Consider the following 25923-nt stretch of genomic DNA (forward strand, 5'->3'; position numbering starts at 1 on the left):
TCGTACGACACGGCGAAATCCGCCGGCGGTTCTCCCCTCCACCTGTGCCGGCCGCTCTCCGCTCCGTCGCCCCCTCCCGCTAAGGCCACTGGTAACCGATGCCGCTCACCCTCGCCTCACTCGTCCAGCACTCGGCGCTCAAGCTCAGCGTCCGGGCGGGGGAGGGTCGCCTCGACACCCCGGTGCGCTGGGCCCACGTCAGTGAGCTCGCCGACCCCGTCCCCTACATGGAGGGCGGGGAGCTGCTCCTGATCACCGCGATGAAGCTGGACGCGGGGGACCCGCAGGAGATGCGCGCCTACGTACGCCGCCTCGCCGCGGCCGGGGTCGTCGGCATCGGCTTCGCGATCGGGGTCAACTACGAGGAGATCCCCGAGGCGCTGGTCGAGGCCGCGCGCACCGAGGACATGCCGCTGCTGGAGGTACCCCGGCGGACCCCCTTCCTGGCGATCAGCAAGGCGGTCTCCGCGGCCCTCGCGGCGGACCAGTACCGGGCCGTGACCGCCGGGTTCGAGGCCCAGCGGGAACTGACGCGGGCCGCGCTCTCCGTCGAGGGCCCCACCGAGCTGCTCGTGAAACTGGCCGCGCACGTCCACGGCTGGGCCGCCCTGTACGACACCTCGGGCGCGGTCGTCGCGGCCGCACCCGACTGGGCCGCGCGCCGCGCCGCCCGGCTGACCCCCGACGTGGAACGGCTGCGGGAGCGCCCGGCGCCCGCGAGCGCCGTGGTCGGCGGCTCCGAGGACCGCGTCGAACTCCAGTCCCTGGGCACGGGCCGGCGGGCGCGCGGCGCGCTCGCCGTCGGTACCGCGGCCCCGCTGGGCACGGCCGAGCGGTACGCCGTCCACTCCGCCGTCGCGCTGCTCACCCTCACCACCGAGCGCTCGCGCTCGCTGCACGACGCCGAGTCCCGACTGGGGGCCGCGGTGCTGCGGATGCTGCTCGCGGGCGAGGCGGACCACGCGCGCTCCGTGGCCGGGGACCTGTACGGGGCCCTGCTGGAGGCGCCGTTCCGGATCGTCGTGGCCGAGCCGGCCCTCGCGGGGACCGCCCAGCCGGAAGGCCTGGCGCTGCTGTCCGACGCGGTGGAGTCGGCCGCGGCCCGGACCGGGGAGGCGCTGCTCGTCGTCCCGGAGGCGGGCCGGCTCGTGGTCCTGGCCTCCGACGGGGGCTCGGCCGTACAGGCGTGCGTGGACCACGCCGAGGTACTGGAGGCGCGGCGCGGCCGGGACGCGGCCGGGCCGGAGCCGGACGAGCTGGTGGTCGGCCTGTCCGCGCCGGCCGGACCGGGCAGTGTGGCGGCGGCCCTCAAGCAGGCCGACCAGGCCCTGGCCGTGGCCCGGCGCCGCGGCCGGCCGATGGTGGAGCACGAGGACATGGCGGCGGGCTCGGTCCTGCCGCTGCTGGCCGACGACGCCGTACGAGCCTTCGCGGACGGCACCCTGCGCGCCCTGCGGGAGCACGACGCGACCGGGCGCGGCGACCTGGTGGCTTCGCTCCAGGCCTGGCTCTCCCGCCACGGGCAGTGGGACGCGGCCGCGGCCGACCTCGGCGTGCACCGGCACACCCTGCGCTACCGGATGAAGCGGGTCGAGGAGATCCTCGGCCGCTCCCTGGAGGACCCGGACGTCCGCATGGAACTGTGGCTCGCCCTCAAGGCCACCTCCACTCCGTCCTAGGAGCTCCCGCTCCGCGGCCGGACAGTGACAAAGCGGCGAAGCGCGACGACCCGCCGCTCCATCAGGGACAAACGCCGAAACCCCGACGGAGTTCTACGGTGGAGGGGTCAGGACCCACCGCACACTCTCGAAGGGCCGGGATTCGCATGACTTCCACCCACGCCTTCTGGCTCGCCGGCCGCCAGGCCACCGGCGAGGACAGCTTCGACGTCCACTCCCCGTGGGACGGCCGACCGGTCGGCACGGTCAGCGTGCCCACCGACGAGCAGGTCGAAGAAGCCGTGGCCGCGGCGCACGCCGTGACGGCGGAGTTCTCCGCGACCCCCGCCCACGTACGCGCCGCCGCCCTGGACCACGTGTCCAAGCGGCTCGCCGAGCGCACCGAGGAGATCGCCCAGCTGATCTCCGCAGAGAACGGCAAGCCCGTCAAGTGGGCCCGCGGCGAGGTCGGCCGTGCGGTGTCCGTGTTCCGCTTCGCCGCCGAAGAGGCCCGCCGCTTCAACGGCGGAGAGGCCCAGCGCCTCGACACCGACGCCGGTGGTGTCGGCCGTCTCGCGCTGACCCGCCGCTTCGTCAAGGGCCCGGTCCTCGGCATCGCGCCGTTCAACTTCCCGCTGAACCTGTGCGCCCACAAGGTGGCCCCGGCCATCGCCGTCGGCGCGCCGATCATCCTCAAGCCCGCCCCGGCCACGCCGCTGTCCGGACTGATCCTGGGCGAGCTGCTCGCCGAGACCGACCTCCCGGCCGGCTCCTGGTCGGTCCTGCCGGTCGCCAACGACAAGATGCCGGCCCTGGTCAAGGACGAGCGCCTGCCCGTCATCTCCTTCACCGGCTCCGACACCGTCGGCTACGCCATCCAGCAGTCGGTGCCCCACAAGCACTGCACCCTGGAGCTCGGCGGCAACGCCGCGGCCGTCGTCCTGGACGACTGGTCCTCCGAGGCAGACCTCGACTGGGCCGCGACCCGTATCGCGACCTTCTCGAACTACCAGGCCGGCCAGTCCTGCATCTCCGTGCAGCGCGTGATCGCCGACGCCTCCGTCTACGACCGCCTCGTCGAGAAGGTCGTCGAGAAGGTCCAGGCGCAGGTCACCGGTGACCCGTCCGACTCCGCCACCGACGTCGGCCCCCTCGTCTCCGAGGCCGCCGCCCAGCGTGTCGAGTCCTGGGTCGACGAGGCCGTGGCCGGCGGAGCCAAGCTGCTCACCGGCGGCAAGCGCGCGGGCGCCTCGTACGAGCCCACCGTCCTGGCCCACGTGCCGGACGGCGTCAAGCTCGCCACCGAGGAGGTCTTCGGGCCGGTCCTGACGCTGAAGAAGGTCGAGAACACCGACGAGGCCTTCGCCGCCGTCAACGACTCGAAGTTCGGTCTGCAGGCCGGCGTCTTCACCCGCAACGTGCAGACCGCGTTCCGCGCCCACCGCGAGCTCGAGGTCGGCGGTGTGATCATCGGCGACGCGCCGTCCTACCGCGCCGACCAGATGCCGTACGGCGGCGTCAAGCAGTCCGGTGTGGGCCGCGAGGGCGTCCGCTACGCGATGGACGACTACACGTACGAGCGGGTCCTGGTCCTGACCGGCCTCGACATCTGATCTCGTACGGCCCAAGAGCCGACGGCCGGAGCCTACTGTGCGGGGGCTCCGGCCGTCCCCTTTTCACTCTGGGCCCGGTTCGCCTCCGGCGCGCCCTTCGGCTCACCCGCCTGGGCGTAGCCGCGCGGCCGGGCCGGATTTCCCTCGCTCGGACGGCCCGGCTTTTCCCGGCGGGCCGGAGAGGGTACGACTCACAGGTAGCACCGGCTGGTAATGCCGGTGGACCCCCGACTTCGGCGGCGAGGTGAGTCCCCTCATGTCCGCAACACAGCCCAAGGTGACCGAGCGCGAGGCACGGCAGGTCGCGGAGGCGGCCCGGGAACAGGACTGGCGCAAACCCAGTTTCGCCAAGGAACTGTTCCTCGGACGCTTCCGGCTCGACCTGATCCACCCCCATCCGCTCCCCGCCGACGAGGACGTCCGGCGGGGCGAGGCCTTCCTGGCCCGGCTGCGGGAGTTCTGCGAGACCCGCATCGACGGGGCGCTCATCGAGCGCGAGGCGAAGATCCCCGACGAGACCGTGCGCGGCCTCAAGGAGCTCGGCGCACTCGGCATGAAGATCGACCCCAAGTACGGCGGCCTCGGTCTCACCCAGGTCTACTACAACAAGGCGCTGGCCCTCGTCGGCTCGGTCAGCCCGGCCATCGGGGCGCTGCTCTCCGCCCACCAGTCGATCGGCGTGCCCCAGCCGCTGAAGATGTTCGGCACGCAGGAGCAGAAGGACGCCTACCTGCCCCGCTGCGCCACCACCGCCATCAGCGCCTTCCTGCTCACCGAGCCCGACGTGGGTTCCGACCCGGCGCGCCTGGCCACCACGGCGGTCCCCGACGGCGACGACTACGTGCTCGACGGCGTGAAGCTGTGGACGACCAACGGGGTCGTCGCGGACCTGCTCGTCGTGATGGCCCGCGTACCGAAGTCCGAGAACCACCGGGGAGGGATCACCGCCTTCGTCGTCGAGGCGGATTCGCCGGGGATCACCGTCGAGCACCGCAACGCCTTCATGGGCCTGCGCGGCCTGGAGAACGGCGTCACCCGCTTCCACCAGGTCCGGGTCCCCGCGGCCCAGCGCATCGGCGCCGAGGGCGCCGGGCTCAAGATCGCCCTGACCACGCTCAACACCGGCCGGCTGTCCCTGCCCGCCATGTGCGTCGGCGCCGGCAAGTGGTGCCTGAAGATCGCCCGCGAGTGGTCCGGCGTACGCGAGCAGTGGGGCCGGCCGGTCGCGCGCCACGAGGCGGTCGGCGCCAAGATCTCCTTCATCGCCGCCACCACCTTCGCCCTCGAAGCGGTCGTCGACCTCGCCTCCCAGATGGCCGACGAGGACCGCAACGACATCCGCATCGAGGCCGCCCTCGCCAAGCTCTACGGCTCCGAGATGGCCTGCCTGATGGCCGACGAACTCGTCCAGATCCGCGGCGGGCGCGGCTTCGAGACCGCCGAGTCCCTCGCCGCCCGCGGCGAACGCGCCGTCCCCGCCGAGCAGATGCTCCGCGACCTGCGCATCAACCGGATCTTCGAGGGCTCCACCGAGATCATGCACCTGCTGATCGCCCGCGAGGCCGTCGACGCCCACCTCTCGGTGGCGGGCGACCTCATCGACCCGGAGAAGGCACTCGGCGACAAGGCCAAGGCCGGAGCCCGCGCCGCCGGGTTCTACGCCCGCTGGCTGCCCAAGCTCGCCACCGGCCCCGGCCAGGTACCCGGCACCTACCGCGCCTTCCACCCGGGCGGCCACCCCGACCTCTCCACCCACCTGCGCTACGTGGAACGCAGCGCCCGCAAACTCGCCCGCTCCACCTTCTACGCCATGTCCCGCTGGCAGGGCCGGATGGAGACCAAGCAGGGCTTCCTCGGCCGGATCGTCGACATCGGCGCCGAGCTCTTCGCGATGAGCGCGGCCTGCGTCCGCGCCGAGCACCTGCGCGCCACCGGCGCCCACGGCCGCGAGGCCTACCAGCTCGCCGACGCCTTCTGCGAGCAGTCCCGGCTGCGCGTCGAGGAGCTCTTCGGCCGGCTCTGGTCCAACACCGACGACCTCGACCGCAAGGTGGTCGCGGGCGTGCTGTCCGGCACCTACACCTGGCTGGAGGAGGGCGTCCTCGACCCCTCCGGCGACGGCCCCTGGATCGCGGACGCGACGCCCGGACCCTCGACCCGGAAAAACGCACACCGCCCCATCCGCTGACCTGCGATCATCGCCGAACGTCGGACAGACGTACGAGGATGAGTACGAGTACTGGTACGCGTACGAGCACAGCGCGAGGCGGACGAGAACGATGTCGACGGCCGAGGAAGACCGCACCAGCCGACGGCTGGCCTGGTGCGTGGCGCACCTGCTGCGCCACGCACCGGACCACGTCGTCACCGACATGATCGGCAGGCTGGACGAGCCCACCCGCAAGTACCTGTGCCGGGACGAGTGGCTGTCGGCCTCGACCGTCACCCTGCTGCTGCGCCACGGCGGCGCCGCCGACCGGACCTTCATCGCGCGCAACCCCCGGGTCGTCGGCCGGCCGCTCCCCGGCCTGCCCGGACCCGCCCGCTACGCCCGCCGCCGCACCCCACCCGAACTCCTGCCGGTGCTCCGCGCCGAGCTCGGCAGGGACCCCGCCGAGGAACCGCTGGACGCGACCGAACTCGTCGGCCTGCTGCGCCGGCACGGCCGGCGCGGACCGCGGGTCCCGCTGGACATCCTGGCGCTGCGGCACCGGTCGGACCCGGGCCGGCTGCTCGCCGAGCACCTGCGCGAGCCCCTGCCGACCGGCGCGGTCGAGGCCCTGCTGCTCGCCCTGGACCTGCCGCTGGAGACCGTCCACGCCTTCCTGGCCGCCCCGGCGGGCCCGTCGGACGGGCGCTCCTGGCACCGGCCCGCCGTCCGCGCCGTGCGGATGGGCCTGGTCACGCACGAGGAACTCGTCACCCACATCGCCCCCGCGCACCGGACCCTGCTGCTCGCCCGCCTCCCCGACACCGACGGTCTGCGCTGGACCCTGCCCGAACAGGCCGGCATGCGGACGGCCGTCCTGCGGGCCCTGCGCCCGCTGGGGGACGACCCCCGCCTGTGGGCGGAACTGCTGCGGCACGTCCCCGGCCACCGGGGCCCGCTGCCCGCGCTGGTCGCCGCCCTGGCCGACGGCACCGTGCCCGAGGCGGCCGACGCGGGTGAGCCCGGCCCCGACCTCGTCCGCGCCGTACGCCACCTGACGCCGACGGCCGGCGAGCCCTACGGGGGCGTGCAGCGCGAGCTGGCCCTGACGAGCCTCGCCGTACCGATGGACAGCGTCGCGGAGGACATCCGCTGGGTGCGCGACTGCCTCGACCGCGGCCTGCTCACCGGCCAGGACGTGATCCGGCACAAGCTGCCCGCCTGCTGGGCCCTCGACCAGGACCACTGGCTGGGCGACGTGGACCATCCCGACCGGCACGACCGCCCCGCGGCCGTCCTGGCCTCCCACGCCGAGGCCGACCAGCTGCTGGCCCTCGCCCTCGACGATGACCCCGAAGCCTGGTGGAGGGTGGCCCGTACGCTCCCTGAGTTCGCCGGAACGCTCCCGCACCTGCTTCTGCGGGTAACGGAAGGGGGCTCCGTGTCCGGCCGCTCGTGACTTGCGGCAACAATGGGGGGCATGAGCGACCGCCCAGCCCCCCTCGCCGACCCGCACCTCCTCTTCGACCCCGCGGCCGGCCTCCGGGACATCGTCATCCTCGGGTCCACCGGGTCCATCGGGACCCAGGCCATCGACCTCGCCCTGCGCAACCCTGACCGTTTCAGGGTCACCGCGCTGTCCGCCGCCGGCGGGCGGGTGGAGCTGCTGGCCGAACAGGCCCGGCAGCTGCGGGTCAAGGCCGTGGCCGTGGCCCGCGAGGACGTCGTACCGGCCCTGAAAGAGGCGCTGAGCGCCCGGTACGGGCCGTCCGAGCCGCTGCCCGAGATCCTCGCCGGTCCGGACGCCGCGGCCGAACTCGCCGCCTCCGAGTGCCACACCGTCCTCAACGGCATCACCGGTTCCATCGGCCTCGCGCCGACCCTCGCCGCGCTGCGGGCGGGCCGGACCCTGGCCCTGGCCAACAAGGAGTCGCTGATCGTCGGCGGCCCGCTGGTCAAGGCCCTCGCCGAGCCCGGCCAGATCATCCCCGTGGACTCCGAGCACGCCGCGCTGTTCCAGGCGCTGGCCGCCGGCACCCGCGCCGACGTCCGCAAGCTCGTGGTGACCGCCTCCGGCGGCCCCTTCCGCGGCCGTACCGGCGCCGAGCTGGCGAAGGTCACCGTCGAGGACGCGCTCGCCCACCCCACCTGGGCCATGGGCCCGGTGATCACCGTCAATTCGGCGACCCTGGTCAACAAGGGGCTGGAGGTCATCGAGGCGCACCTGCTCTACGACATCCCCTTCGAGCAGATCGAGGTCGTGGTCCACCCGCAGTCCTACGTGCACTCGATGGTGGAGTTCACCGACGGCTCCACGCTCGCCCAGGCCACCCCGCCGGACATGCGCGGCCCCATCGCGATCGGCCTCGGCTGGCCCCAGCGGATCCCGGACGCGGCCCCCGCCTTCGACTGGACCAAGGCATCCACCTGGGAGTTCTTCCCGCTGGACACCGAGGCCTTCCCGTCGGTGGGCCTCGCCCGGCACGTGGGCACCCTCGGCGGCACCGCCCCGGCCGTGTTCAACGCGGCCAACGAGGAGTGCGTGGAAGCATTCCTGGCAGGTCGGCTGCCGTTCACAGCAATCATGGATACGGTCTCTGCCGTGGTCGATGAGCACGGGACACCTGAGTCGGGAACCTCCCTGACGGTCCAGGACGTCCTAGAAGCGGAGGCCTGGGCCAGGGCCCGGGCGCGGGAGATGGCGGCTCGGACCGCCGCGGAGGCGCGCGCATGACACTACTGATGACGGTGCTCGGGGTCGTGGTCTTCGCGGTCGGCCTGCTGGTCTCCATCGCGTGGCACGAGCTGGGGCACCTCTCCACGGCCAAGATCTTCGGCATTCGCGTGCCGCAGTACATGGTGGGCTTCGGGCCGACCATCTGGTCGCGGAGGAAGGGCGAGACCGAGTACGGGATCAAGGCCATCCCGATGGGCGGCTACATCCGCATGATCGGGATGTTCCCGCCCGGCGAGGACGGCAAGGTCACCGCCCGCTCCACCTCGCCGTTCCGGTCGATGATCGAGGACGCGCGCTCGGCCGCGTACGAGGAGCTCCAGCCCGGGGACGACAACCGGCTCTTCTACACGCGCAAGCCGTGGAAGCGCGTGATCGTGATGTTCGCCGGGCCGTTCATGAACCTCGTCCTGGCCGTGGCGATCTTCCTCACGACCCTGATGACCTTCGGGCTCAACACCCAGACCACCTCGGTCGCCACCGTCTCGGACTGCGTCATCCAGCAGAGCGAGAAGCGCGACAAGTGCGTCCCCGGCGACCCGGCCGCCCCCGCCAAGGCCGCGGGCCTGAAGGCGGGCGACAAGATCGTCGCCTTCGACGGTCGGTCGGTCGGCGACTGGTCCGCCCTGCAGAAGGACATCCGCGCCACCGTCGGACCCGCCACGATCACGGTGGAGCGGGCCGGGCAGCGGGTGGACCTCAAGGCGAACCTGATCGAGAACAAGGTCGCCAAGACGGACGGCAGCGGCAGGTACGTCAAGGACGAGTACGTCACCGCGGGCTTCCTCGGCTTCGCCCCCGCCTCCGGCTACGTCCCGCAGTCCTTCAGCCAGTCCGTCGACCGCATGGGCGAGATGATGCAGGCCGGCGTGGAGTCGCTGGTCGCCCTTCCCTCCAAGGTCCCGGACCTGTGGAACGCGGCCTTCAACGGGGCCGAGCGCAAGCAGGACAGCCCGATGGGCGTCGTCGGCGCCGCGCGGGTCAGCGGTGAGATCTTCACCCTCGACATCCCCGCCCAGCACCAGCTGGTCTTCTTCCTCAACCTGCTGGCCGGCTTCAACCTCTCGCTGTTCCTGTTCAACATGCTGCCCCTGCTCCCGCTCGACGGCGGGCACATCGCCGGTGCCCTGTGGGAATCGGTCCGGCGCACCGTCGCCCGGGTCTTCCGACGCCCCGACCCCGGCCCGTTCGACGTGGCGAAGCTGATGCCCGTCGCGTACGTGGTCGCGGGCCTGTTCATCTGCTTCACCCTGCTGGTGATGGTCGCGGACGTGGTGAACCCGATCAAGATCACCTAGTTTGCGGGGGCTCTACCCCAGGACCACGGGAGCCGGGCACGGATCGTGCCCGGCTCCCTACGTTCGGGTGGCGCACCCCTCGGATGCACGGGCCACGCCGTGGTTGGCGTAATCTCGAAGCCTGGAGCCCGCCGATCTCGGGACCTTGATCCACACCTTGGGGTTGCACAGCAGATGACTGCCATCTCTCTCGGAATGCCGGCCGTACCGACGAAGCTTGCCGACCGCAGGGTCAGTCGCAAGATCCAGGTCGGCAAGGTGGCCGTCGGCGGCGACGCACAGATCTCCGTGCAGTCGATGACCACGACCAGGACCTCCGACATCGGGGCGACGCTCCAGCAGATCGCCGAGCTCACCGCCTCCGGCTGCGACATCGTCCGCGTGGCCTGCCCGACCCAGGACGACGCCGACGCGCTCGCCGTGATCGCCAAGAAGTCGCAGATCCCGGTCATCGCCGACATCCACTTCCAGCCCAAGTACGTGTTCGCCGCGATCGACGCCGGCTGCGCCGCGGTCCGGGTGAACCCGGGCAACATCAAGCAGTTCGACGACAAGGTCAAGGAGATCGCGAAGGCCGCGAACGAGACGCGCACGCCGATCCGCATCGGTGTGAACGCCGGCTCCCTCGACGCCCGCCTGCTGAAGAAGTACGGCAAGGCCACCCCCGAGGCGCTGGTCGAGTCCGCGCTCTGGGAGGCCTCCCTCTTCGAGGAGCACGGCTTCGGCGACATCAAGATCTCGGTCAAGCACAACGACCCGGTCGTCATGGTCAACGCCTACCGCCAGCTCGCCGCCGCCTGCGACTACCCGCTGCACCTGGGCGTCACCGAGGCCGGCCCCGCCTTCCAGGGCACCATCAAGTCCGCCGTCGCCTTCGGCGCGCTGCTCTCCGAGGGCATCGGCGACACCATCCGCGTCTCCCTCTCCGCCCCGCCGGCGGAGGAGGTCAAGGTCGGCATCCAGATCCTGGAGTCCCTGAACCTCAAGCCGCGCCGCCTGGAGATCGTCTCCTGCCCGTCCTGCGGCCGCGCCCAGGTCGACGTCTACAAGCTGGCCGAGGAGGTCACGGCGGGCCTGGAGGGCATGGAGGTCCCGCTGCGCGTCGCGGTCATGGGCTGCGTCGTCAACGGTCCGGGCGAGGCCCGTGAGGCCGACCTCGGTGTCGCCTCCGGCAACGGCAAGGGCCAGATCTTCGTGAAGGGCGAGGTCATCAAGACCGTCCCCGAGTCGAAGATCGTGGAGACCCTCATCGAAGAGGCCATGAAGATCGCCGAGCAGATGGAGAAGGACGGCGTGATGAGCGGCGAGCCCACCGTCGCCATCGGCGTCTGATCTCTCCGAGAGATTCCGCCCCGTCAGTGGCCCCGGCGCCGTTCCCGCAGTTCGGGGGCGGGCCGGGGCTCTTTCGTGACCTCGGACGCGGCATCCCCGGGCGCCGCCGGGTACAGTGCGGAGATCAGCAGACTTGCATGGTGAGGCCCCAGTGTTGACGCAGACCACCACCCGGGTCCTTGAGCCCAGTGATCTCGACGCCGCGATGGAAATCCTCGGACGCGAGCCGGTCGAGAACGCCTTCGTCACCTCCCGGGTCCAGGTCGCCGGACTCGACCCCTGGCGCCTGGGCGGCGAGATGTGGGGCTGGTACGCCGACGGCGAGCTCCGCTCGCTCTGCTACGCCGGCGCCAATCTGGTCCCCGTGTGCGCCGGACCCGACGCCGTACGCGCCTTCGCCGACCGGGCCCGCCGAACCGGCCGCCGCTGCTCTTCCATCGTCGGCCCCGCCGAGGCCACCCGACTGCTGTGGCAACTCCTGGAGCCCAGCTGGGGCCCGGCCCGCGAGGTCCGCTCCCACCAGCCGCTCATGGTCATCGAGCGCCCGTCCGCCACGGTCGACGCCGACCCTCAGGTCCGCCGGATCCGCAAGGACGAGATGGAGCTGATCATGCCCGCCTGCGTGGCCATGTTCACCGAGGAGGTCGGCATCTCGCCGATGGCCGGTGACGGCGGGCTGCTCTACCAGGCCCGCGTCGCCGAGCTCGTCGCCAGTGGCCGATCCTTCGCCCGCGTCGACGACGGCAAGGTCGTCTTCAAGGCCGAGATCGGCGCCGCCACCGCCCGCGCCTGCCAGATCCAGGGCGTGTGGGTCGACCCCGAGTTCCGCGGCCTCGGTCACTCGGAGACCGGGATGGCCGCCGTCGTCGCCTACGCGCTGCGCGACGTCGCCCCCGTGGTCAGCCTCTACGTGAACGATTTCAACACCGCCGCCCGGGCGGCCTACCAGCGCGTCGGCTTCCGCGAGGTCGGCGCGTTCATGAGCGTGCTCTTCTGACACCCGGTTCCGACACCTGGCCGCACCTGATCCGAACCGCGGGCCACGGACCCCGGCTGCGGCATTCCGGCAGCCCCGTACCGCGAAGTAAGGTCGCCGCATGCTGCCTTCCGGAGTCCGCATCGCTCCCCTCGACCTCGCCGCCCGCGTGGACGAGGCCCTGCGCGTACAGGCCGTCGCCTTCGGCCTCAGCGAGGAGGAGGTCGGCATCCGGCGCTACATCGTCCAGCGCCACATGACCTGCCGCGGCGCCCGCGCCCTCGGGGCGTTCGCCGAGGACGGGGCGCTCACCGGATTCGTGTACGGGATGCCGAACGACCGCACCCACTGGTGGTCCACCATCGTCGAGCCCTACCTGCGCGCCGGCGGCCACGAGGGCTGGCTCGACGGCTCCTTCGTGATCACCGAGCTGCACGTCCACCCCGGCTTCCAGGGCCACGGCGTCGGCCGCGCCCTGATCACCGGCATCACCGACGACGCAGCCGAGCCCCGCTCGATCCTCTCCGCCATCGACACCGAGAGCCCCGCACGCGGCCTCTACCGGGCCCTCGGCTACACCGACCTCGCCCGCCAGGTCCACTTCCCGAGCGCGAGCCTGCCGTACGCGGTCATGGGCGCCACCCTGCCGCTGACCAGGCGCTGAAACCGGTACCGCGGGCCGCCGGGCCCCCGGTAATCTCCCGACATGTCTACGCAACACGTGCAGCGCATGTCCCGCCTCATGGCCAAGACCCTCCGCGAGGACCCGGCCGACGCCGAAACCCTCAGCCACCGGCTCCTGGTCCGCGCCGGCTACGTCCGACGCAGCTCCGCCGGGGTGTGGACGTGGCTGCCGCTCGGCAAGCGGGTCCTCGACAACGTCTCGCGCGTCGTCCGCGAGGAGATGGACGCGATCGGGGCCCAGGAGGTACTGCTCCCGGCCCTGCTGCCGAAGGAGCCGTACGAGGTCAGCGGACGCTGGTCGGAGTACGGGGACCTGCTGTTCCGGCTCAAGGACCGCAAGGGAGCGGACTACTTGCTCGGGCCCACGCACGAGGAGATCTTCACCCTCGTGGTGAAGGACCAGTGCACCTCCTACAAGGACCTGCCGGTCATGCTGTACCAGATCCAGACCAAGTACCGCGACGAGGCGCGGCCCCGGTCCGGGGTGCTGCGCGGGCGCGAGTTCCAGATGAAGGACTCCTACTCCTTCGACGTGTCCGACGAGGGGCTGGAGGAGTCCTACCGGCTCCACCGCGAGGCGTACGTCCGCATCTTCGAGCGGCTCGGCCTGGACCACCGGATCGTGTCGGCGGTCTCGGGCGCGATGGGCGGCTCGGCGTCGGAGGAGTTCCTCGCCCCGGCCGAGGCGGGCGAGGACGCCTTCGCGGACTGCCCGTCCTGCGACTACGCGGCGAACACGGAGGCCGTGACCTTCGCCCTGGCCCCCGTCTCCGCGGAGCACCCGGCGTTGGAGGAGGTGGACACCCCGGACACCCCGACGATCGAGACCCTGGCCGCGCACCTGGGCGTACCCGCCTCCGCGACGTTGAAGAACCTCCTGGTCAAGGTGGACGGCGAGATCACGGCCGTGGGCGTGCCGGGGGACCGGGAGGTGGACCTCGGCAAGCTGGGTGAGCACCTGGCCCCGGCGGTGGTGGAGTTGGTGACGGCCGAGGACTTCGAGGGCCGCCCGGACCTGGTACGCGGCTACGTGGGCCCGCAGGGTCTGGACAAGGTCCGCTACCTGGCCGACCCCCGTGTCGCGCCCGGCACTTCCTGGGTGACGGGCGCCAACCGGGCGGACACGCACGCCCGGAACGTCGTCTGCGGGCGGGACTTCGAGGTGGATCAGTACCTGGACGTGGTGGTCGTGGAGCCGGGCGACCCCTGCCCGTCCTGCGGGGCGGGGCTGAAGCTGGACCGGGCGATCGAGATCGGGCACATCTTCCAGCTGGGCCGCAAGTACGCGGACGCCTTCGGGCTGGACGTCCTCGGCCGCGAGGGCAAGCCGGTCCGGGTCACGATGGGCTCCTACGGCATCGGCGTCTCCCGCGCGGTGGCGGCGCTGGCCGAGCAGACGGCGGACGAGCGCGGTCTGTGCTGGCCCGCGGCGGTGGCCCCGGCCGACGTCCACGTGGTGGCGGCGGGCAAGGCGGTGCCGCTCGCGCTCGCGGAGGAGGCGGCGACGACCCTGGCCGCGGCGGGACGGCGGGTGCTGCTGGACGACCGGCCCGGCCTGTCGCCCGGCGTGAAGCTCACGGACGCGGAACTGATCGGCGTGCCGTGGATCCTGGTGGCGGGACGCCGCTCCGCCGACGGGGTGGTCGAACTCCAGCACCGCGCCACGGGCACCCGCGAGGAACTCCCCCTGGCAGAAGCCCTCGCCCGCCTGACGTCGTAGCGCCGACCGCGGCGCGACTCCCGGGTCTCCGCCCCGGACCCCGCGCCTCAAACGCTGGCGGGGCTGGATATGTCTGGCTGGACCGGCACGGTGCCTGCGAGCTGGACTGCGCGGAGCGCAATTTCAGCCTCGCCGGCGTTTGAGGCGCGGGTCCGGGCAGCGCCCGGGAAACGGGGAAAGGGCGGGGCGGGGAGCAGGCTCCGCGCAGCGGCTACTCGCGCAGCCCCTCCCGCTCCTCCTCCGGCGGGGGCGCGTCGAGCATCAGCCCGTCCGCCGGCCCACCGAGCGCGTCCGGCACCGGAGCTCCGTCGAGCGCGTCGGCGTCCGCGTCCGCAGCCGCAGCTGCGTCCGCGACCTCGGCCGGCCCGGGGCCTTCGGAAGCCGGGCCGGCCGGGGCCGGTTCCTTCCGCACGGGCGTCGCCGCCGCCGGCGGAGGGGCCGAGCGCTCGAGGAAGCGCAGCAGCTCCACCGGGAAGGGCAGCACCAGCGTGGAGTTCTTTTCGGCGGCCACCGCCACGATCGTGTGCAGCAGGCGCAACTGCAGCGCCGCCGGCTGCTCCGACATGACCTCCGCCGCCTCGGCGAGCTTGTGCGAGGCCTGCAGCTCCGCGTCCGCGTTGATCACGCGCGCCCGGCGCTCCCGGTCCGCCTCCGCCTGCCGGGCCATCGACCGTTTCATCGTCTCCGGCAGCGACACGTCCTTGATCTCGACCCGGTCGATCTGCACGCCCCAGCCCACCGCCGGGCTGTCGATCATCAGCTCCAGCCCCTGGTTGAGCATTTCCCGGTTGGACAGCAGATCGTCCAGGTCGGACTTGCCGATGATCGACCGCAGCGAGGTCTGTGCCATCTGCGAGACGGCGAAGCGGTAGTCCTCCACCGCCACGATCGCGCTCGCCGGGTCGACGACCTTGAAGTACACGACCGCGTCCACCCGCACCGTGACGTTGTCCCGGGTGATGCCCTCCTGCGCGGGCACCGGCAGCGTCACGATCTGCATGTTGACCTTGCGGAGCCGCTCCACGAGCGGAACGATCGTCGTGAAGCCGGGCCCGCGGACCTCCTCGCGCAGCCTGCCGAAGCGGAAGACCAGGCCCCGCTCGTACTGCTTCACCACCCGGGCCGCGGCGCCCATGTAGACCGCGACGCCCACACCCGTGGCGATCGCCGCTGTCAGCAGTTCTTCGACCATGACGGCCCCCTGCCGGACATACCTTGATATCTACGGTATGCCCTACAACCAGGCAGCGAACTCCAGCAGCAGTTCCGCGTCCCTGCGCCGCCCCGCGGCCAGCGCGCGGTTACCCGACTCCACCGCCCGGAACAGCGTCCAACCCCGCAGCCGCTCTCGGTCCACCTCCAGCGCGTCCGCCAGCTTGTTCACCCGGCGCCGGGCCCCCGCCGCCCCCGCCGAGGAGGCCACCTGGTCCTCCAGCCGGTCCCGGACCAGCCGCGCCAGGTCGTACGCCCGCTCGCCGACCAGCGGATCGGGGCCCACCGTCAGCCACGGGGCCCGCTCACCCGCCAGCACCTTGCCCTGCCGGAAGTTCCCGTGCAGCAGCAGCTCCTCCGGCGGGGCCGCCACCAGCTCCGCCCGCATGGCCAGCGCCGTGTCCGCCAGCGCCCGGGTCTCCGCCGGAGCCGCCCGCAGGGCCGCCGACTGCCACTCGGTGCGCTCCGCCACCGTCTCCCACCCGTGCCCGGCCGGCGGCGCCACCCACAGCCTGCGCAGCGTGCCGCTCGCCTCCAGCAAGGCCTTCGCCTCCGGCAGCGACCGCAGCGACACCTCCGGGTGCAGCCGCTCCAGCAGCAGCGCCCCGTCGTCGTCGTGATGCCGCGTGTCGAGGACCCGTACGGCCCCGAAACCGCCCCAGTGGGCCAGTGCGGCCAGCTCCCGGTCGGGCCGGGCGTGCGGGGGCGCCAGTTTCAGTGCGGCCGGGGTCCCGTCGGCGTACGTGACGAGGACCACCAGGCTGCTACGGCCACCCGGGGCCTGCACCCGGCGGGCCGCCACCCCGCGCCGGGACAGCGCGGCCTCGGTGAGTCGGGGCAACTGCCCCAGCCAGTCCGTGTCCTGCGCCGTCTCCGGCATCTCGCCGAGCGCCCGTACAAGCCGCTGCGGCGGTTCGAAAGCCATGCGTGCGTGGTCCCTTTCAGCTGTGCTGGGCCCGTTGCGCCTCGTCAGCGCGTTCCGTGAGCCCAGGGAAGGCTACGCCGACACCACGCCAGCGTGCCGCGCGCACTGCCGCCGCGCTCAGCGCGTCGGCCGCCTCGCGGCGCAGCGGACCCTCCGCGGCACGCACCAGATCGGAGTACGCGCCGGCCACCCGGTCCTCGATCTCGGCGGCCAGCCGCTCGGCGTCGGCCGGGGTGCGCACCTCGAACGGCAGGGCGTACGCGGCCTCCGCGGGCCGGGGCGCCCCACCCAGCTCCCGTACGGTCCGGGCCAGCGCGTCACGCCGCGCGAGGTGGCCGCCGTACGACTCGCGGGCCTGCGTCGCACGGGCGCCGCCGGACCGGGCGCCGATCACCCCGTAGCCGTACGCGGCCGCGTGCTCGGCGGCGAGCGCGGCCTGGGCGGCCTCCAGGGCCCGGCCGGCGGGGGAGGGTTCGGGCTTCACGAGGTGGCTCCGGGGTTCGAGGTCAGCAGGTACGCGTGTACGGCGCCGCAGGCGGCGACCGAGGCCAGCAGCCGGGCCAGCTCGCCGGGGGCCCCGGCCAGGTCGATGGTCCGCGACTCGGACAGGCCGCGCTCGGCGTCCGCGAGCTCGCTCAGCGCCTCCTCGGGCTTCGGCGGCACCGGCTCGCCGCTCGCCGCGGGCGCGGCGGCACCCGTACCGCCGGACCGGGACGGGGAGGGGGACGGCGGGGCCGAAGGCGTGAGGGACAGGGCCGCGGTGTGGGCGGCGACGGCGGCCCGCAGCGGAGCGAGCCGCGCGGCCAGGGCCGGATGGGCGGCCGTGGTGGCGTCGTAACGTTCCAGCAGTCGCGTACTGTCACGAACGGCTGTCTCCCGCATCCGCCGTTCGAGTGGAATCGTGACGTCGGCATCGGAAGCGCCGCCGTCCGAACACCCGGTCAGCAGCACGGCGCCGGCCACGCCGGCCGCACCGGCGAGCAGGCTCCTGCGCGACGGTCTCGAAGGATGGGTCCAGGGCACGGCGACGTCCTCCGGGTGATGACGGGACTGATGGCGGGACTGCCGGCGGGGCAGGGTGTGATCACGGTACCCGGGGCCCCGTCCACAGGGCGGACGGCAACACCCTCCGACACCGGATACCCTTTGACCTGACACACGACGGAAACCACAACAGCACACGCGGCCGAGGAGTCACCCGGATGAGCACCACCCAGAGCGACAGGCTGCGCGGACTGCTGGAGCCGCTCGTCGCCGCCAAGGGCTTGGACCTCGAAGAGATCGAGATGTCCCGGGCGGGCAAGCGCCGGATGCTGCGGATCATCGTGGACTCCGACGAGGGCGTGGAGCTGGACGCGTGTGCCGAGCTGAGTCGCGAGGTCTCCGACAAGCTCGACGAAACCGATGTGATGGGTGAGGACGAGTACGTCCTCGAAGTGAGCTCGCCGGGCGCCGACCGCCCGCTGACCGAGCACCGTCACTACGTACGGGCGATCGGCCGTCTCGTGAAGTTCCAGCTCGCCGAGGGCGGGGAACTGATCGCCCGCATTCTCGAAGTCGACGACGAGGGCCTGGACCTCGAAGTCCCGGGCGTGAAGGGCCGCAAGGCGACCGCCCGGCGTATCGCATTCACCGACATCGCCAAGGCGCGTGTCGAGATCGAGTTCAACCGCAAGGACAAGAAGGAAGAGGAGGCGTAGCCGTGGACATCGACATGAGTGCCCTGCGGGGTCTGGTCCGGGAGAAGGAGATCTCCTTCGACCTGCTCGTCGAGGCGATCGAGTCGGCCCTCCTCATCGCGTACCACCGGACCGAGGGGAGCTTCCGCCGCGCTCGCGTCGTGCTGGACCGCACCAACGGTCACGTGGTCGTATGGGCGACGGAAGACCCGAGGGATCTCGAAGAGGGCCAGGAGCCCAAGGAGTTCGACGACACGCCGTCGGACTTCGGCCGGATCGCCGCGACGACCGCCAAGCAGGTGATCCTGCAGCGCCTGCGCGACGCCGAGGACGACCTGACCTTCGGCGAGTTCGCCGGCCGTGAGGGCGACGTCATCACCGGCGTCGTCCAGCAGGGCAAGGACCCCAAGAACGTCCTCGTCGACATCGGCAAGCTGGAAGCCATCCTGCCGGTGCAGGAGCAGGTCCCCGGCGAGGAGTACACGCACGGCCTGCGCCTGAAGGCGTACGTCGTACGAGTGGCGAAGGGCGTCCGCGGTCCGTCCGTGACCCTCTCGCGCACCCACCCCAACCTGGTGAAGAAGCTCTTCTCGCTGGAGGTCCCGGAGATCGCCGACGGCAGCGTCGAGATCTCGGCGATCGCCCGTGAGGCCGGTCACCGCACCAAGATCGCCGTGCGGTCCACCCGCTCGGGCCTCAACCCGAAGGGCGCCTGCATCGGCCCGATGGGCAGTCGCGTGCGCAACGTGATGGCCGAGCTGCACGGCGAGAAGATCGACATCGTCGACTGGTCGGACGACCCGGCGGAGATGGTCGCGAACGCGCTGTCACCCGCGCGGGTGAGCAAGGTCGACGTCGTCGACTGGGACTCCCGGTCCGCCCGGGTGACCGTGCCGGACTACCAGCTGTCGCTGGCCATCGGCAAGGAGGGCCAGAACGCCCGCCTCGCCGCGCGGCTCACCGGCTGGCGCATCGACATCCGTCCCGACACCGAGGTGTCCCCGGACGCCGACCGGGACCGGGACGGGGAATAAACCGGTACCGTCCGGGCTTGCCCGGAGGTTAGACAGGGTGCACGGCCGCCGTTACGGCGGCGGATACAAGACAACACAACAGCCGTTCGATCTTTCCCCCGCGACTTGTCGGGAGAGAGGTCGGTGCGGGGAGGTAGACTTAGGCGTGTCTGGCCGGACGCAAGCCCGCGCATGCCCCGAACGCACCTGTGTGGGGTGTCGGGAGCGAGCGGCCAAGAACGATCTGCTGCGCGTCGTGGCGGACGGGGACGCATGCGTCCCCGATCCACGCGGCACGAGGCCGGGTCGGGGTGCGTATGTGCACCCCGCCGTGGTCTGCCTCGACCAGGCGATTCGCCGCCGTGCGTTCCCCCGGGCCCTTCGGTCCGCCGGAGCGCTCGACACGGAGAACCTGCGCAAAGCCGTGGCCGATAGGCCGGGCACACCGTAAAGAAGTAGTACGGCACGGATAACCGTGCGGTCAGGTACCTCGCGAGTTGGAAGTAGGTCGAGATTGCGATGAGCACTCGATGAGTACGCGATGAGTACGCCCATGAAGTAGCGACGGTCCGGCGTAACCCGGACCTAAAAGGAGCGAAGTGGCTAAGGTCCGGGTATACGAACTCGCCAAGGAGTTCGGAGTTGAGAGCAAGGTCGTCATGGCCAAGCTCCAGGAACTCGGTGAGTTCGTCCGTTCGGCGTCCTCGACGATCGAGGCGCCGGTTGTACGCAAGTTGACCGACGCGCTGCAGGGCCCCGGCGGTAACGCCGGCAAGTCCGCCGCGAAGCCGGGTGCGCCTCGCAAGGCCGCCCCCGCCAAGCCCGGGGCTCCCACCCCGGGTGCCGCTGCACGTCCCGCTGCGCCGAAGCCCGGCGCACCGGCCCCCAAGCCGGTCGTCGCGGAGGCTCCGGCCGCCGCAGCGCCCGCACCGGTGACTCCGGCCGCCTCCGGCCCGCGTCCCGGCCCGAAGGCTCCGGCCGCCCCGAAGCCCGCTCCGGCGGCGCCCGTGGCGACCGAGTTCTCCGCGCCTCCGGCGGCCCCGGCCGCCCCGGCGCGCACCGAGCGTCCCGCCGCGGCTCCCGGCCCCCGTCCGGCGCAGCAGCGTCCGGCCCAGGGTCAGGGTGGCCAGGCCGGTGCCCGTCCCGGCGCCCCGCGCCCGGCCGGCGCCACTCCCGGTGCCCAGTCGCAGCGTCCCGCCGGAGCCCCCGGCTCCCAGGCGCCGCGTCCGCAGGGTGCCCGTCCGGCGGGTCCCCGTCCGGGCAACAACCCCTTCACCTCCGGCGGCTCCACCGGCATGGCGCGCCCCCAGGCGCCCCGTCCGGCCGGCGCGCCCCGTCCCGGTGCCCCCGGCGCCGGTGGCGGCCAGGGTGCTCCCCGCCCGCAGGGTGGTCCCGGCGGCGCTCCGCGTCCGCAGGGTGCCGGTGCAGGTCGTCCGACCCCGGGCGGCATGCCGCGTCCGCAGGGTGGCGCCCCGCGTCCCGGCGGTGCTCCCGGTGGTAACCGTCCGAACCCGGGCATGATGCCGCAGCGTCCCGCTGCCGGTGGTCCCGGTCCCCGTCCCGGTGGCGGCCCCGGTGGCCGTGGTCCCGGTGCGGGCGGTGCCCGTCCCGGTGGCGGTGCCGGTCGTCCCGCGGGCGGCGGCTTCGCCGGTCGTCCGGCCGGTCCGGGCTCGCGTCCCGGCGGCGGTGGCGGCTTCGGTGGCCCGCGTCCCGGTGGCGGCGGCTTCGGCGGCGGTCCGGCCGGTGCCGGTGGCGGCGGTCGTCCCGGCTTCGGTGGTCGTCCCGGTGGTCCCGGTGCCCGTGGTGGCACGCAGGGTGCCTTCGGTCGTCCCGGTGGTCCGGCCCGTCGTGGTCGCAAGTCCAAGCGTCAGAGGCGCCAGGAGTACGAGGCCATGCAGGCCCCGTCCGTCGGCGGCGTGATGCTGCCGCGCGGTGGCGGCGAGACCGTGCGCCTGTCGCGCGGTGCCTCCCTCACCGACTTCGCGGAGAAGATCAACGCCAACCCGGCGTCGCTCGTCGCCGTGATGATGAACCTCGGCGAGATGGTCACTGCCACGCAGTCCGTCTCCGACGAGACGCTCGAGATGCTGGCCGGCGAGATGAACTACGTCGTCCAGATCGTCAGCCCGGAGGAAGAGGACCGCGAGCTCCTCGAGGGCTTCGACATCGAGTTCGGCGAGGACGAGGGCGGCGAGGAATACCTCATGCCGCGTCCGCCGGTCGTGACCGTCATGGGTCACGTCGACCACGGTAAGACCCGACTGCTCGACGCCATCCGCAAGACGAATGTCGTCGCGGGCGAGGCCGGTGGCATCACGCAGCACATCGGTGCGTACCAGGTCTCCACCGAGGTCAACGACGAAGAGCGCAAGATCACCTTCATCGACACCCCGGGTCACGAGGCGTTCACCGCCATGCGTGCCCGTGGTGCGAAGTCGACCGACATCGCGATCCTCGTGGTCGCGGCCAACGACGGCGTCATGCCGCAGACGATCGAGGCGCTCAACCACGCCAAGGCCGCCGGCGTCCCGATCGTCGTCGCGGTCAACAAGATCGACGTCGAGGGTGCCGACCCGGTCAAGGTGCGCGGTCAGCTCACCGAGTTCGGTCTGGTCGCCGAGGAGTACGGCGGCGACACGATGTTCGTCGACATCTCCGCCAAGCAGGGTCTGCACATCGACTCCCTGCTCGAGGCCGTCGTCCTCACCGCCGACGCCTCGCTCGACCTGCGCGCCAACCCGGAGCAGGACGCTCAGGGTATTGCGATCGAGTCCCACCTCGACCGCGGCCGCGGTGCCGTCGCCACCGTCCTCGTCCAGCGCGGTACCCTCCGCGTCGGCGACACGATGGTCGTGGGCGACGCCTACGGTCGTGTGCGCGCCATGCTCGACGACAAGGGCAACAACGTCGAGGAAGCGGGTCCGTCGACCCCCGTCCTGGTCCTGGGTCTCACCAACGTCCCCGGCGCCGGCGACAACTTCCTCGTCGTGGACGAGGACCGTACGGCCCGTCAGATCGCCGAGAAGCGTGCTGCGCGAGAGCGCAACGCCAACTTCGCCAAGCGCGTCCGTCGCGTGTCCCTCGAGGACCTCGACTCCGTGCTCAAGGCCGGTCTGGTCCAGGAACTCAACCTCATCATCAAGGGCGACGCGTCCGGTGCGGTCGAGGCTCTCGAGTCCTCGCTGCTCCAGCTCGACGTCGGTGAAGAGGTCGACATCCGGGTCCTGCACCGCGGTGTGGGTGCGGTCACCGAGTCCGACATCTCGCTGGCGATGGGCTCCGACGCCATCGTCATCGGTTACAACGTCCGTGCGGCCGGCCGTGCCGCGCAGATGGCGGACCGCGAGGGCGTCGACGTCCGCTACTACTCGGTGATCTACCAGGCCATCGAGGAGATCGAGGCGGCCCTGAAGGGTCTCCTCAAGCCGGAGTACGAAGAGGTCGAGCTCGGTACGGCGGAGGTCCGCGAGATCTTCCGCTCGTCCAAGCTGGGCAACATCGCCGGTGTCCTCATCCGGTCCGGCGAGGTCAAGCGCAACACCAAGGCGCGGCTCCTGCGCGACGGCAAGGTCGTCGCCGAGAACCTCACCATCTCCGGTCTGCGCCGCTTCAAGGACGACGTCACCGAGATCCGCGAGGGCTTCGAGGGTGGTATCAACCTCGGTTCCTTCAACGACATCAAGATCGACGACGTCATCGCGACGTACGAGATGCGCGAGAAGCCGCGCGCGTAAGCGCGAGGCACATCGCACCGTGTCGTAGCTCGTAACACCGGGGCCGGTCGGCGGAATATCCGTCGATCGGCCCCGGCCGTTGCGTGTACGGTTCTGGTGACCCTGCCGAGCGACGGCCGGCAGGCCACCGAACCCGCACCGGCGGGATATCCGGAACTGCATGTACGTGGGGACTCTGTCCTTCGATCTGCTCCTCGGCGACGTCCACTCGCTGAAGGAGAAACGCTCCGTGGTTCGGCCCATCGTGGCCGAGCTCCAACGCAAGTTCTCCGTGAGCGCGGCTGAAGTGGGCGACCAGGACCTGCACCGCAGGGCCCGTATAGGGGTCGCCCTGGTGAGTGGGGACGCGGGGTTCCTCTCGGACGTACTGGACCGCTGCGAGCGGCTGGTCGCTGCGCGTCCGGAAGTGGAGCTGCTGTCCGTACGACGGCGCCTCCACGGTGATGAAGACTGATAGCAAGACATAAGAAGGAGACGGACCAGTGGCCGACAATGCGCGGGCGAAGAAGCTGGCGGACCTCATCCGGGAGGTGGTGGCCGAGAAGCTGCTCCGCGGTGTCAAGGACCCCCGCCTCGGTACGCACGTGACCATCACGGACACCCGGGTCACCGGCGACCTGCGGGAGGCCACGGTCTTCTACACGGTCTACGGTGACGACGAGGACCGGGCCAGCGCGGCGGCGGGCCTGGAGAGCGCCAAGGGCGTACTGCGTTCCGCGGTCGGTCGGGCGGCGGGCACCAAGTTCACGCCCACCCTGACCTTCGTCGCGGACGCCCTCCCGGAGAACGCCAAGACCATCGAGGACCTCCTCGACAAGGCGCGCTCCTCCGACGCCCAGGTGCGCGAGGTGTCCTCCGGCGCCCAGTACGCCGGTGACGCCGACCCGTACAAGAAGCCGGGCGAGGACGACGACTCCGACGAGGACGCGGCCGCGGAATGAGCACCGACGCAGGTCAGACTCCCCCAGCTACCGCTGGGAGGGGCCCCCGGGACGGCCTGGTCATCGTCGACAAGCCGTCCGGCTTCACTTCGCACGACGTGGTCGCCAAGATGCGGGGGATCGCCAAGACCCGCCGCGTCGGCCACGCCGGCACGCTCGACCCGATGGCGACCGGCGTGCTGGTCCTGGGCGTGGAGAAGGCCACCAAGCTCCTCGGCCACCTCGCGCTCACGGAGAAGGAGTACCTCGGCACCATCCGCCTGGGCCAGAACACCCTGACGGACGACGCCGAAGGCGAGATCACCTCCTCCACGGACGCCGCCGGGGTCACCCGGGAAGCCGTGGACGCGGGCATCGCCAAGCTGTCCGGCGAGATCATGCAGGTCCCGTCCAAGGTCAGCGCCATCAAGATCAAGGGCGTGCGCTCCTACAAGCGCGCCCGCGACGGCGAGGACTTCGAGATCCCGGCCCGCCCGGTGACCATCTCGTCGTTCCAGGTGTACGACATGCGCGAGGCGGAGGCCGAGGACGGCACGAAGGTCGTCGACCTCGTCGTCTCCGTGGTCTGCTCCAGCGGTACGTACATCCGCGCCCTCGCCCGTGACCTGGGCGCCGACCTCGGCGTCGGCGGACACCTGACCGCGCTGCGCCGCACGCGGGTGGGCCCGTACAAGCTCGACAAGGCGCGGACCCTGGACCAGCTCCAGGAGGAGCTGACCGTCATGCCCATCGGCGAGGCGGCCGCCGCGGCCTTCCCGCGCTGGGATCTGGACGCCCGGCGGGCGTCGCTGCTCGCCAACGGCGTGCGGATCGACATGCCGCAGGAGTACGAGTCCGGCCGCACGGTCGCGGTCTTCGGACCGCAGGGCCAACTGCTCGGTCTCGTCGAGAGCAAGAACGGAAAGGCGAAGTCCCTCGCGGTCTTCGTCTGACGATCGGGTGTTGACGTGGAGCGGTGAGCGCACATGGACTGCCGCTCACCGCTCCACGACCCCCCTCGGGTAGGTCTCTATCCACCCGGACCCCTGTATTCACCCGTCCGAGCAGGCGCTCGGAGTGAATGGAGGGAGCGTAAGGGGGCGCTTTCGCCTCGCGTGCTTTTCGTGCTGATCTTCACCTGCCTACCGTCGTGAGCACGGGGCGTTGCGGGGGAGTGGTGCGGCCATGGCGGAGCTCGTCAAAATCTGCGATCCGGCCGGGCGGGAGCGCGGCAGCGGGTTCGTCGCGGACGACCGCGGGACGGTCGTCACCAGTCACGAGGCCGTCGACGGCCTGCCGCGGGTCGTGCTGCACGCCCCCGGGCGGACCTGGCTGGCCGAGGCGGCCGACGTGACCGCTCTGCCCGGCCTGGCGCTGGCCCTCATCCGCACGGACGGGCTCGGGCTGCGGCCGCTTCCGGTGGCGCCGCGCGAGGTGATCGATCCCGGGACCTACGTACGGCTGCCCGCGCGGGGATGGCGGCATGCGCGGGTACTGGGCGGCACGGAGGTCGACTACCCGGCGACGGACCGGTCCCACGCGGTGCCCGCGGGCGTGGCCGTGGAGCTGGCGATCGGCACCGACGGCCGGGACGCGCTACGGCTGGGCGGGGAGGCCTGCGGGGGCCCGGTCCTCGACGCCGACTCCGGAGCGGGGCTCGCGGTGGTGGGCACCGCCCTGCAGGCGGGGCACCGCTCCGGAGGCTTCGCGGTGGCCCTGCGGGCGGCGGCCGGGGCCGATCCGCACGGCCCGCTGGCCGCACTGCTGGAACGCAACGCCGCGACCGTGCCCGGCCACGGAGCCGACCTGAACCTCGCCGGGGCACTGGAACTGACCGCGACCACGCTGGGCGCCTCCCTCCTCCCGGACGGCCCCGAACCCGTGGAACGCCCGGGCATCGCCGCCGAACTGGCCGCCTTCACCACCGGGGACCGCCCGGTCCTCGGCCTCGTCGGAGACCCGGGCACGGGCCGCACCACGGAGCTCGCGGCCCTGGCCGTACGCCGCGCACGGGGCGCCTGCCCGGCCCCGACGCTGTGGCTGCGCGGCGCGGACCTGCGCGCCACCGACACCTCCCTGGCCGACGCGGCGACCCGCGCCCTCACCGCGGCGGCCCGCATCGTGGGGACGGCCGGTTCCCCCCAGGACGGAGCGGACGTGAGCACCGGTTCCGACGGGGCCGGGTGTGTGTCGGGGCGATCCCCGCAGGGCGCCGAACGCAGTGCCGCCCGACGTTCCGACCCCTCGTCACGTTCGGCGCCCGAGGAGACGCCCCG

General features: G+C 72.2%; 21 protein-coding genes and 1 pseudogene. 18 read left to right on the forward strand and 4 right to left on the reverse strand.

Translation table 11 applies throughout. The features are described from left to right. Window positions 1–98 precede the first annotated feature (98 nt). The 10 genes from AB8A24_RS14305 (at window position 99) to AB8A24_RS14350 (ending at window position 14164) form a co-directional block, all read left to right on the forward strand. On the forward strand, window positions 99–1679 hold the full coding sequence (locus AB8A24_RS14305; RefSeq protein ID WP_369475910.1) for a PucR family transcriptional regulator: 1581 nt from the start codon (window positions 99–101) through the stop codon (window positions 1677–1679). 146 nt (window positions 1680–1825) lie between these two features. Next, a complete protein-coding gene (locus AB8A24_RS14310) occupies window positions 1826–3271 on the forward strand; it encodes an aldehyde dehydrogenase family protein (protein ID WP_328961436.1) in 1446 nt (481 codons plus the stop codon). A 256-nt stretch (window positions 3272–3527) separates the two neighbouring features. Beyond that, complete coding sequence (locus AB8A24_RS14315; protein WP_328961435.1) at window positions 3528–5459, forward strand: acyl-CoA dehydrogenase family protein; 1932 nt, start codon at window positions 3528–3530, stop codon at window positions 5457–5459. Between the two features lie 91 nt (window positions 5460–5550). Continuing rightward, window positions 5551–6879: a hypothetical protein gene (locus tag AB8A24_RS14320; protein WP_369475913.1), complete on the forward strand. Its 1329-nt coding sequence runs from the start codon at window positions 5551–5553 to the stop codon at window positions 6877–6879. A 21-nt stretch (window positions 6880–6900) separates the two neighbouring features. After that, window positions 6901–8154 carry a 1-deoxy-D-xylulose-5-phosphate reductoisomerase gene (gene dxr / locus AB8A24_RS14325; protein ID WP_369475914.1) on the forward strand — a complete coding sequence of 418 codons (1254 nt, stop codon included), beginning with the start codon at window positions 6901–6903 and terminating at the stop codon, window positions 8152–8154. Continuing rightward, entirely contained in the window at window positions 8151–9452 is a 1302-nt protein-coding gene (locus tag AB8A24_RS14330) for an RIP metalloprotease (RefSeq protein WP_369475916.1), read from the forward strand. Before dxr ends, AB8A24_RS14330 begins: the two co-directional genes overlap by 4 nt. Before the next feature lie 174 nt (window positions 9453–9626). Beyond that, complete coding sequence (gene ispG / locus AB8A24_RS14335) at window positions 9627–10784, forward strand: flavodoxin-dependent (E)-4-hydroxy-3-methylbut-2-enyl-diphosphate synthase (protein ID WP_030386345.1); 1158 nt, start codon at window positions 9627–9629, stop codon at window positions 10782–10784. Window positions 10785–10938: 154 nt separating this feature from the next. Beyond that, a complete protein-coding gene (locus AB8A24_RS14340) occupies window positions 10939–11781 on the forward strand; it encodes a GNAT family N-acetyltransferase (protein ID WP_328965830.1) in 843 nt (280 codons plus the stop codon). A gap of 100 nt (window positions 11782–11881) precedes the next feature. Beyond that, the gene (locus AB8A24_RS14345; RefSeq protein ID WP_328961431.1) at window positions 11882–12424 is read left to right on the forward strand and encodes a GNAT family N-acetyltransferase; all 543 of its coding nucleotides are present in this window, start codon (window positions 11882–11884) and stop codon (window positions 12422–12424) included. A 42-nt stretch (window positions 12425–12466) separates the two neighbouring features. Beyond that, entirely contained in the window at window positions 12467–14164 is a 1698-nt protein-coding gene (locus tag AB8A24_RS14350; RefSeq protein ID WP_369475919.1) for a proline--tRNA ligase, read from the forward strand. Window positions 14165–14375: 211 nt separating this feature from the next. On the opposite strand, the gene AB8A24_RS14355 is transcribed toward AB8A24_RS14350, so the two are convergent. Genes AB8A24_RS14355 through AB8A24_RS14370 form a run of 4 tightly spaced genes read right to left on the reverse strand, consistent with a single transcriptional unit; the run spans window position 14376 to window position 17324 of the window. Continuing rightward, window positions 14376–15356, reverse strand: a complete 981-nt coding sequence (locus AB8A24_RS14355; RefSeq protein ID WP_328961429.1) for a slipin family protein — start codon at window positions 15354–15356, stop codon at window positions 14376–14378. A gap of 42 nt (window positions 15357–15398) precedes the next feature. Beyond that, entirely contained in the window at window positions 15399–16301 is a 903-nt protein-coding gene (locus AB8A24_RS14360) for an aminoglycoside phosphotransferase family protein (RefSeq protein WP_266482143.1), read from the reverse strand. 16 nt (window positions 16302–16317) lie between these two features. Continuing rightward, a complete protein-coding gene (locus AB8A24_RS14365; RefSeq protein ID WP_266379096.1) occupies window positions 16318–16785 on the reverse strand; it encodes a ferritin-like domain-containing protein in 468 nt (155 codons plus the stop codon). Further along, window positions 16782–17324 carry a hypothetical protein gene (locus AB8A24_RS14370; RefSeq protein ID WP_328961428.1) on the reverse strand — a complete coding sequence of 181 codons (543 nt, stop codon included), beginning with the start codon at window positions 17322–17324 and terminating at the stop codon, window positions 16782–16784. The genes AB8A24_RS14365 and AB8A24_RS14370 overlap by 4 nt, the downstream gene beginning before the upstream one ends. A gap of 179 nt (window positions 17325–17503) precedes the next feature. Here AB8A24_RS14370 and rimP point away from each other — a divergent pair, with 179 nt between their 5' ends. The 8 genes and pseudogenes from rimP to AB8A24_RS14410 form a co-directional block, all read left to right on the forward strand. After that, a complete protein-coding gene (gene rimP / locus AB8A24_RS14375) occupies window positions 17504–18001 on the forward strand; it encodes a ribosome maturation factor RimP (protein ID WP_030386337.1) in 498 nt (165 codons plus the stop codon). Between the two features lie 2 nt (window positions 18002–18003). Further along, complete coding sequence (gene nusA, locus AB8A24_RS14380) at window positions 18004–19014, forward strand: transcription termination factor NusA (RefSeq protein WP_266379088.1); 1011 nt, start codon at window positions 18004–18006, stop codon at window positions 19012–19014. A 145-nt stretch (window positions 19015–19159) separates the two neighbouring features. Beyond that, entirely contained in the window at window positions 19160–19444 is a 285-nt protein-coding gene (locus AB8A24_RS14385) for a YlxR family protein (protein ID WP_266379085.1), read from the forward strand. Between the two features lie 148 nt (window positions 19445–19592). Continuing rightward, complete coding sequence (gene infB, locus AB8A24_RS14390) at window positions 19593–22727, forward strand: translation initiation factor IF-2 (protein ID WP_328961427.1); 3135 nt, start codon at window positions 19593–19595, stop codon at window positions 22725–22727. Window positions 22728–22887: 160 nt separating this feature from the next. Next, a complete protein-coding gene (locus AB8A24_RS14395) occupies window positions 22888–23181 on the forward strand; it encodes a DUF503 domain-containing protein (RefSeq protein ID WP_030651158.1) in 294 nt (97 codons plus the stop codon). 28 nt (window positions 23182–23209) lie between these two features. Next, window positions 23210–23668, forward strand: a complete 459-nt coding sequence (rbfA, locus tag AB8A24_RS14400; protein ID WP_266379076.1) for a 30S ribosome-binding factor RbfA — start codon at window positions 23210–23212, stop codon at window positions 23666–23668. Next, the gene (gene truB, locus AB8A24_RS14405) at window positions 23665–24600 is read left to right on the forward strand and encodes a tRNA pseudouridine(55) synthase TruB (protein ID WP_328961426.1); all 936 of its coding nucleotides are present in this window, start codon (window positions 23665–23667) and stop codon (window positions 24598–24600) included. The genes rbfA and truB overlap by 4 nt, the downstream gene beginning before the upstream one ends. Window positions 24601–24832: 232 nt before the next feature. Next, a pseudogene (locus tag AB8A24_RS14410) lies at window positions 24833–25923 on the forward strand (hypothetical protein); the annotation flags it as partial.

It is taken from the genome of Streptomyces sp. BF23-19 (assembly GCF_041106355.1).
GTDB lineage: Bacteria > Actinomycetota > Actinomycetes > Streptomycetales > Streptomycetaceae > Streptomyces > Streptomyces virginiae_A.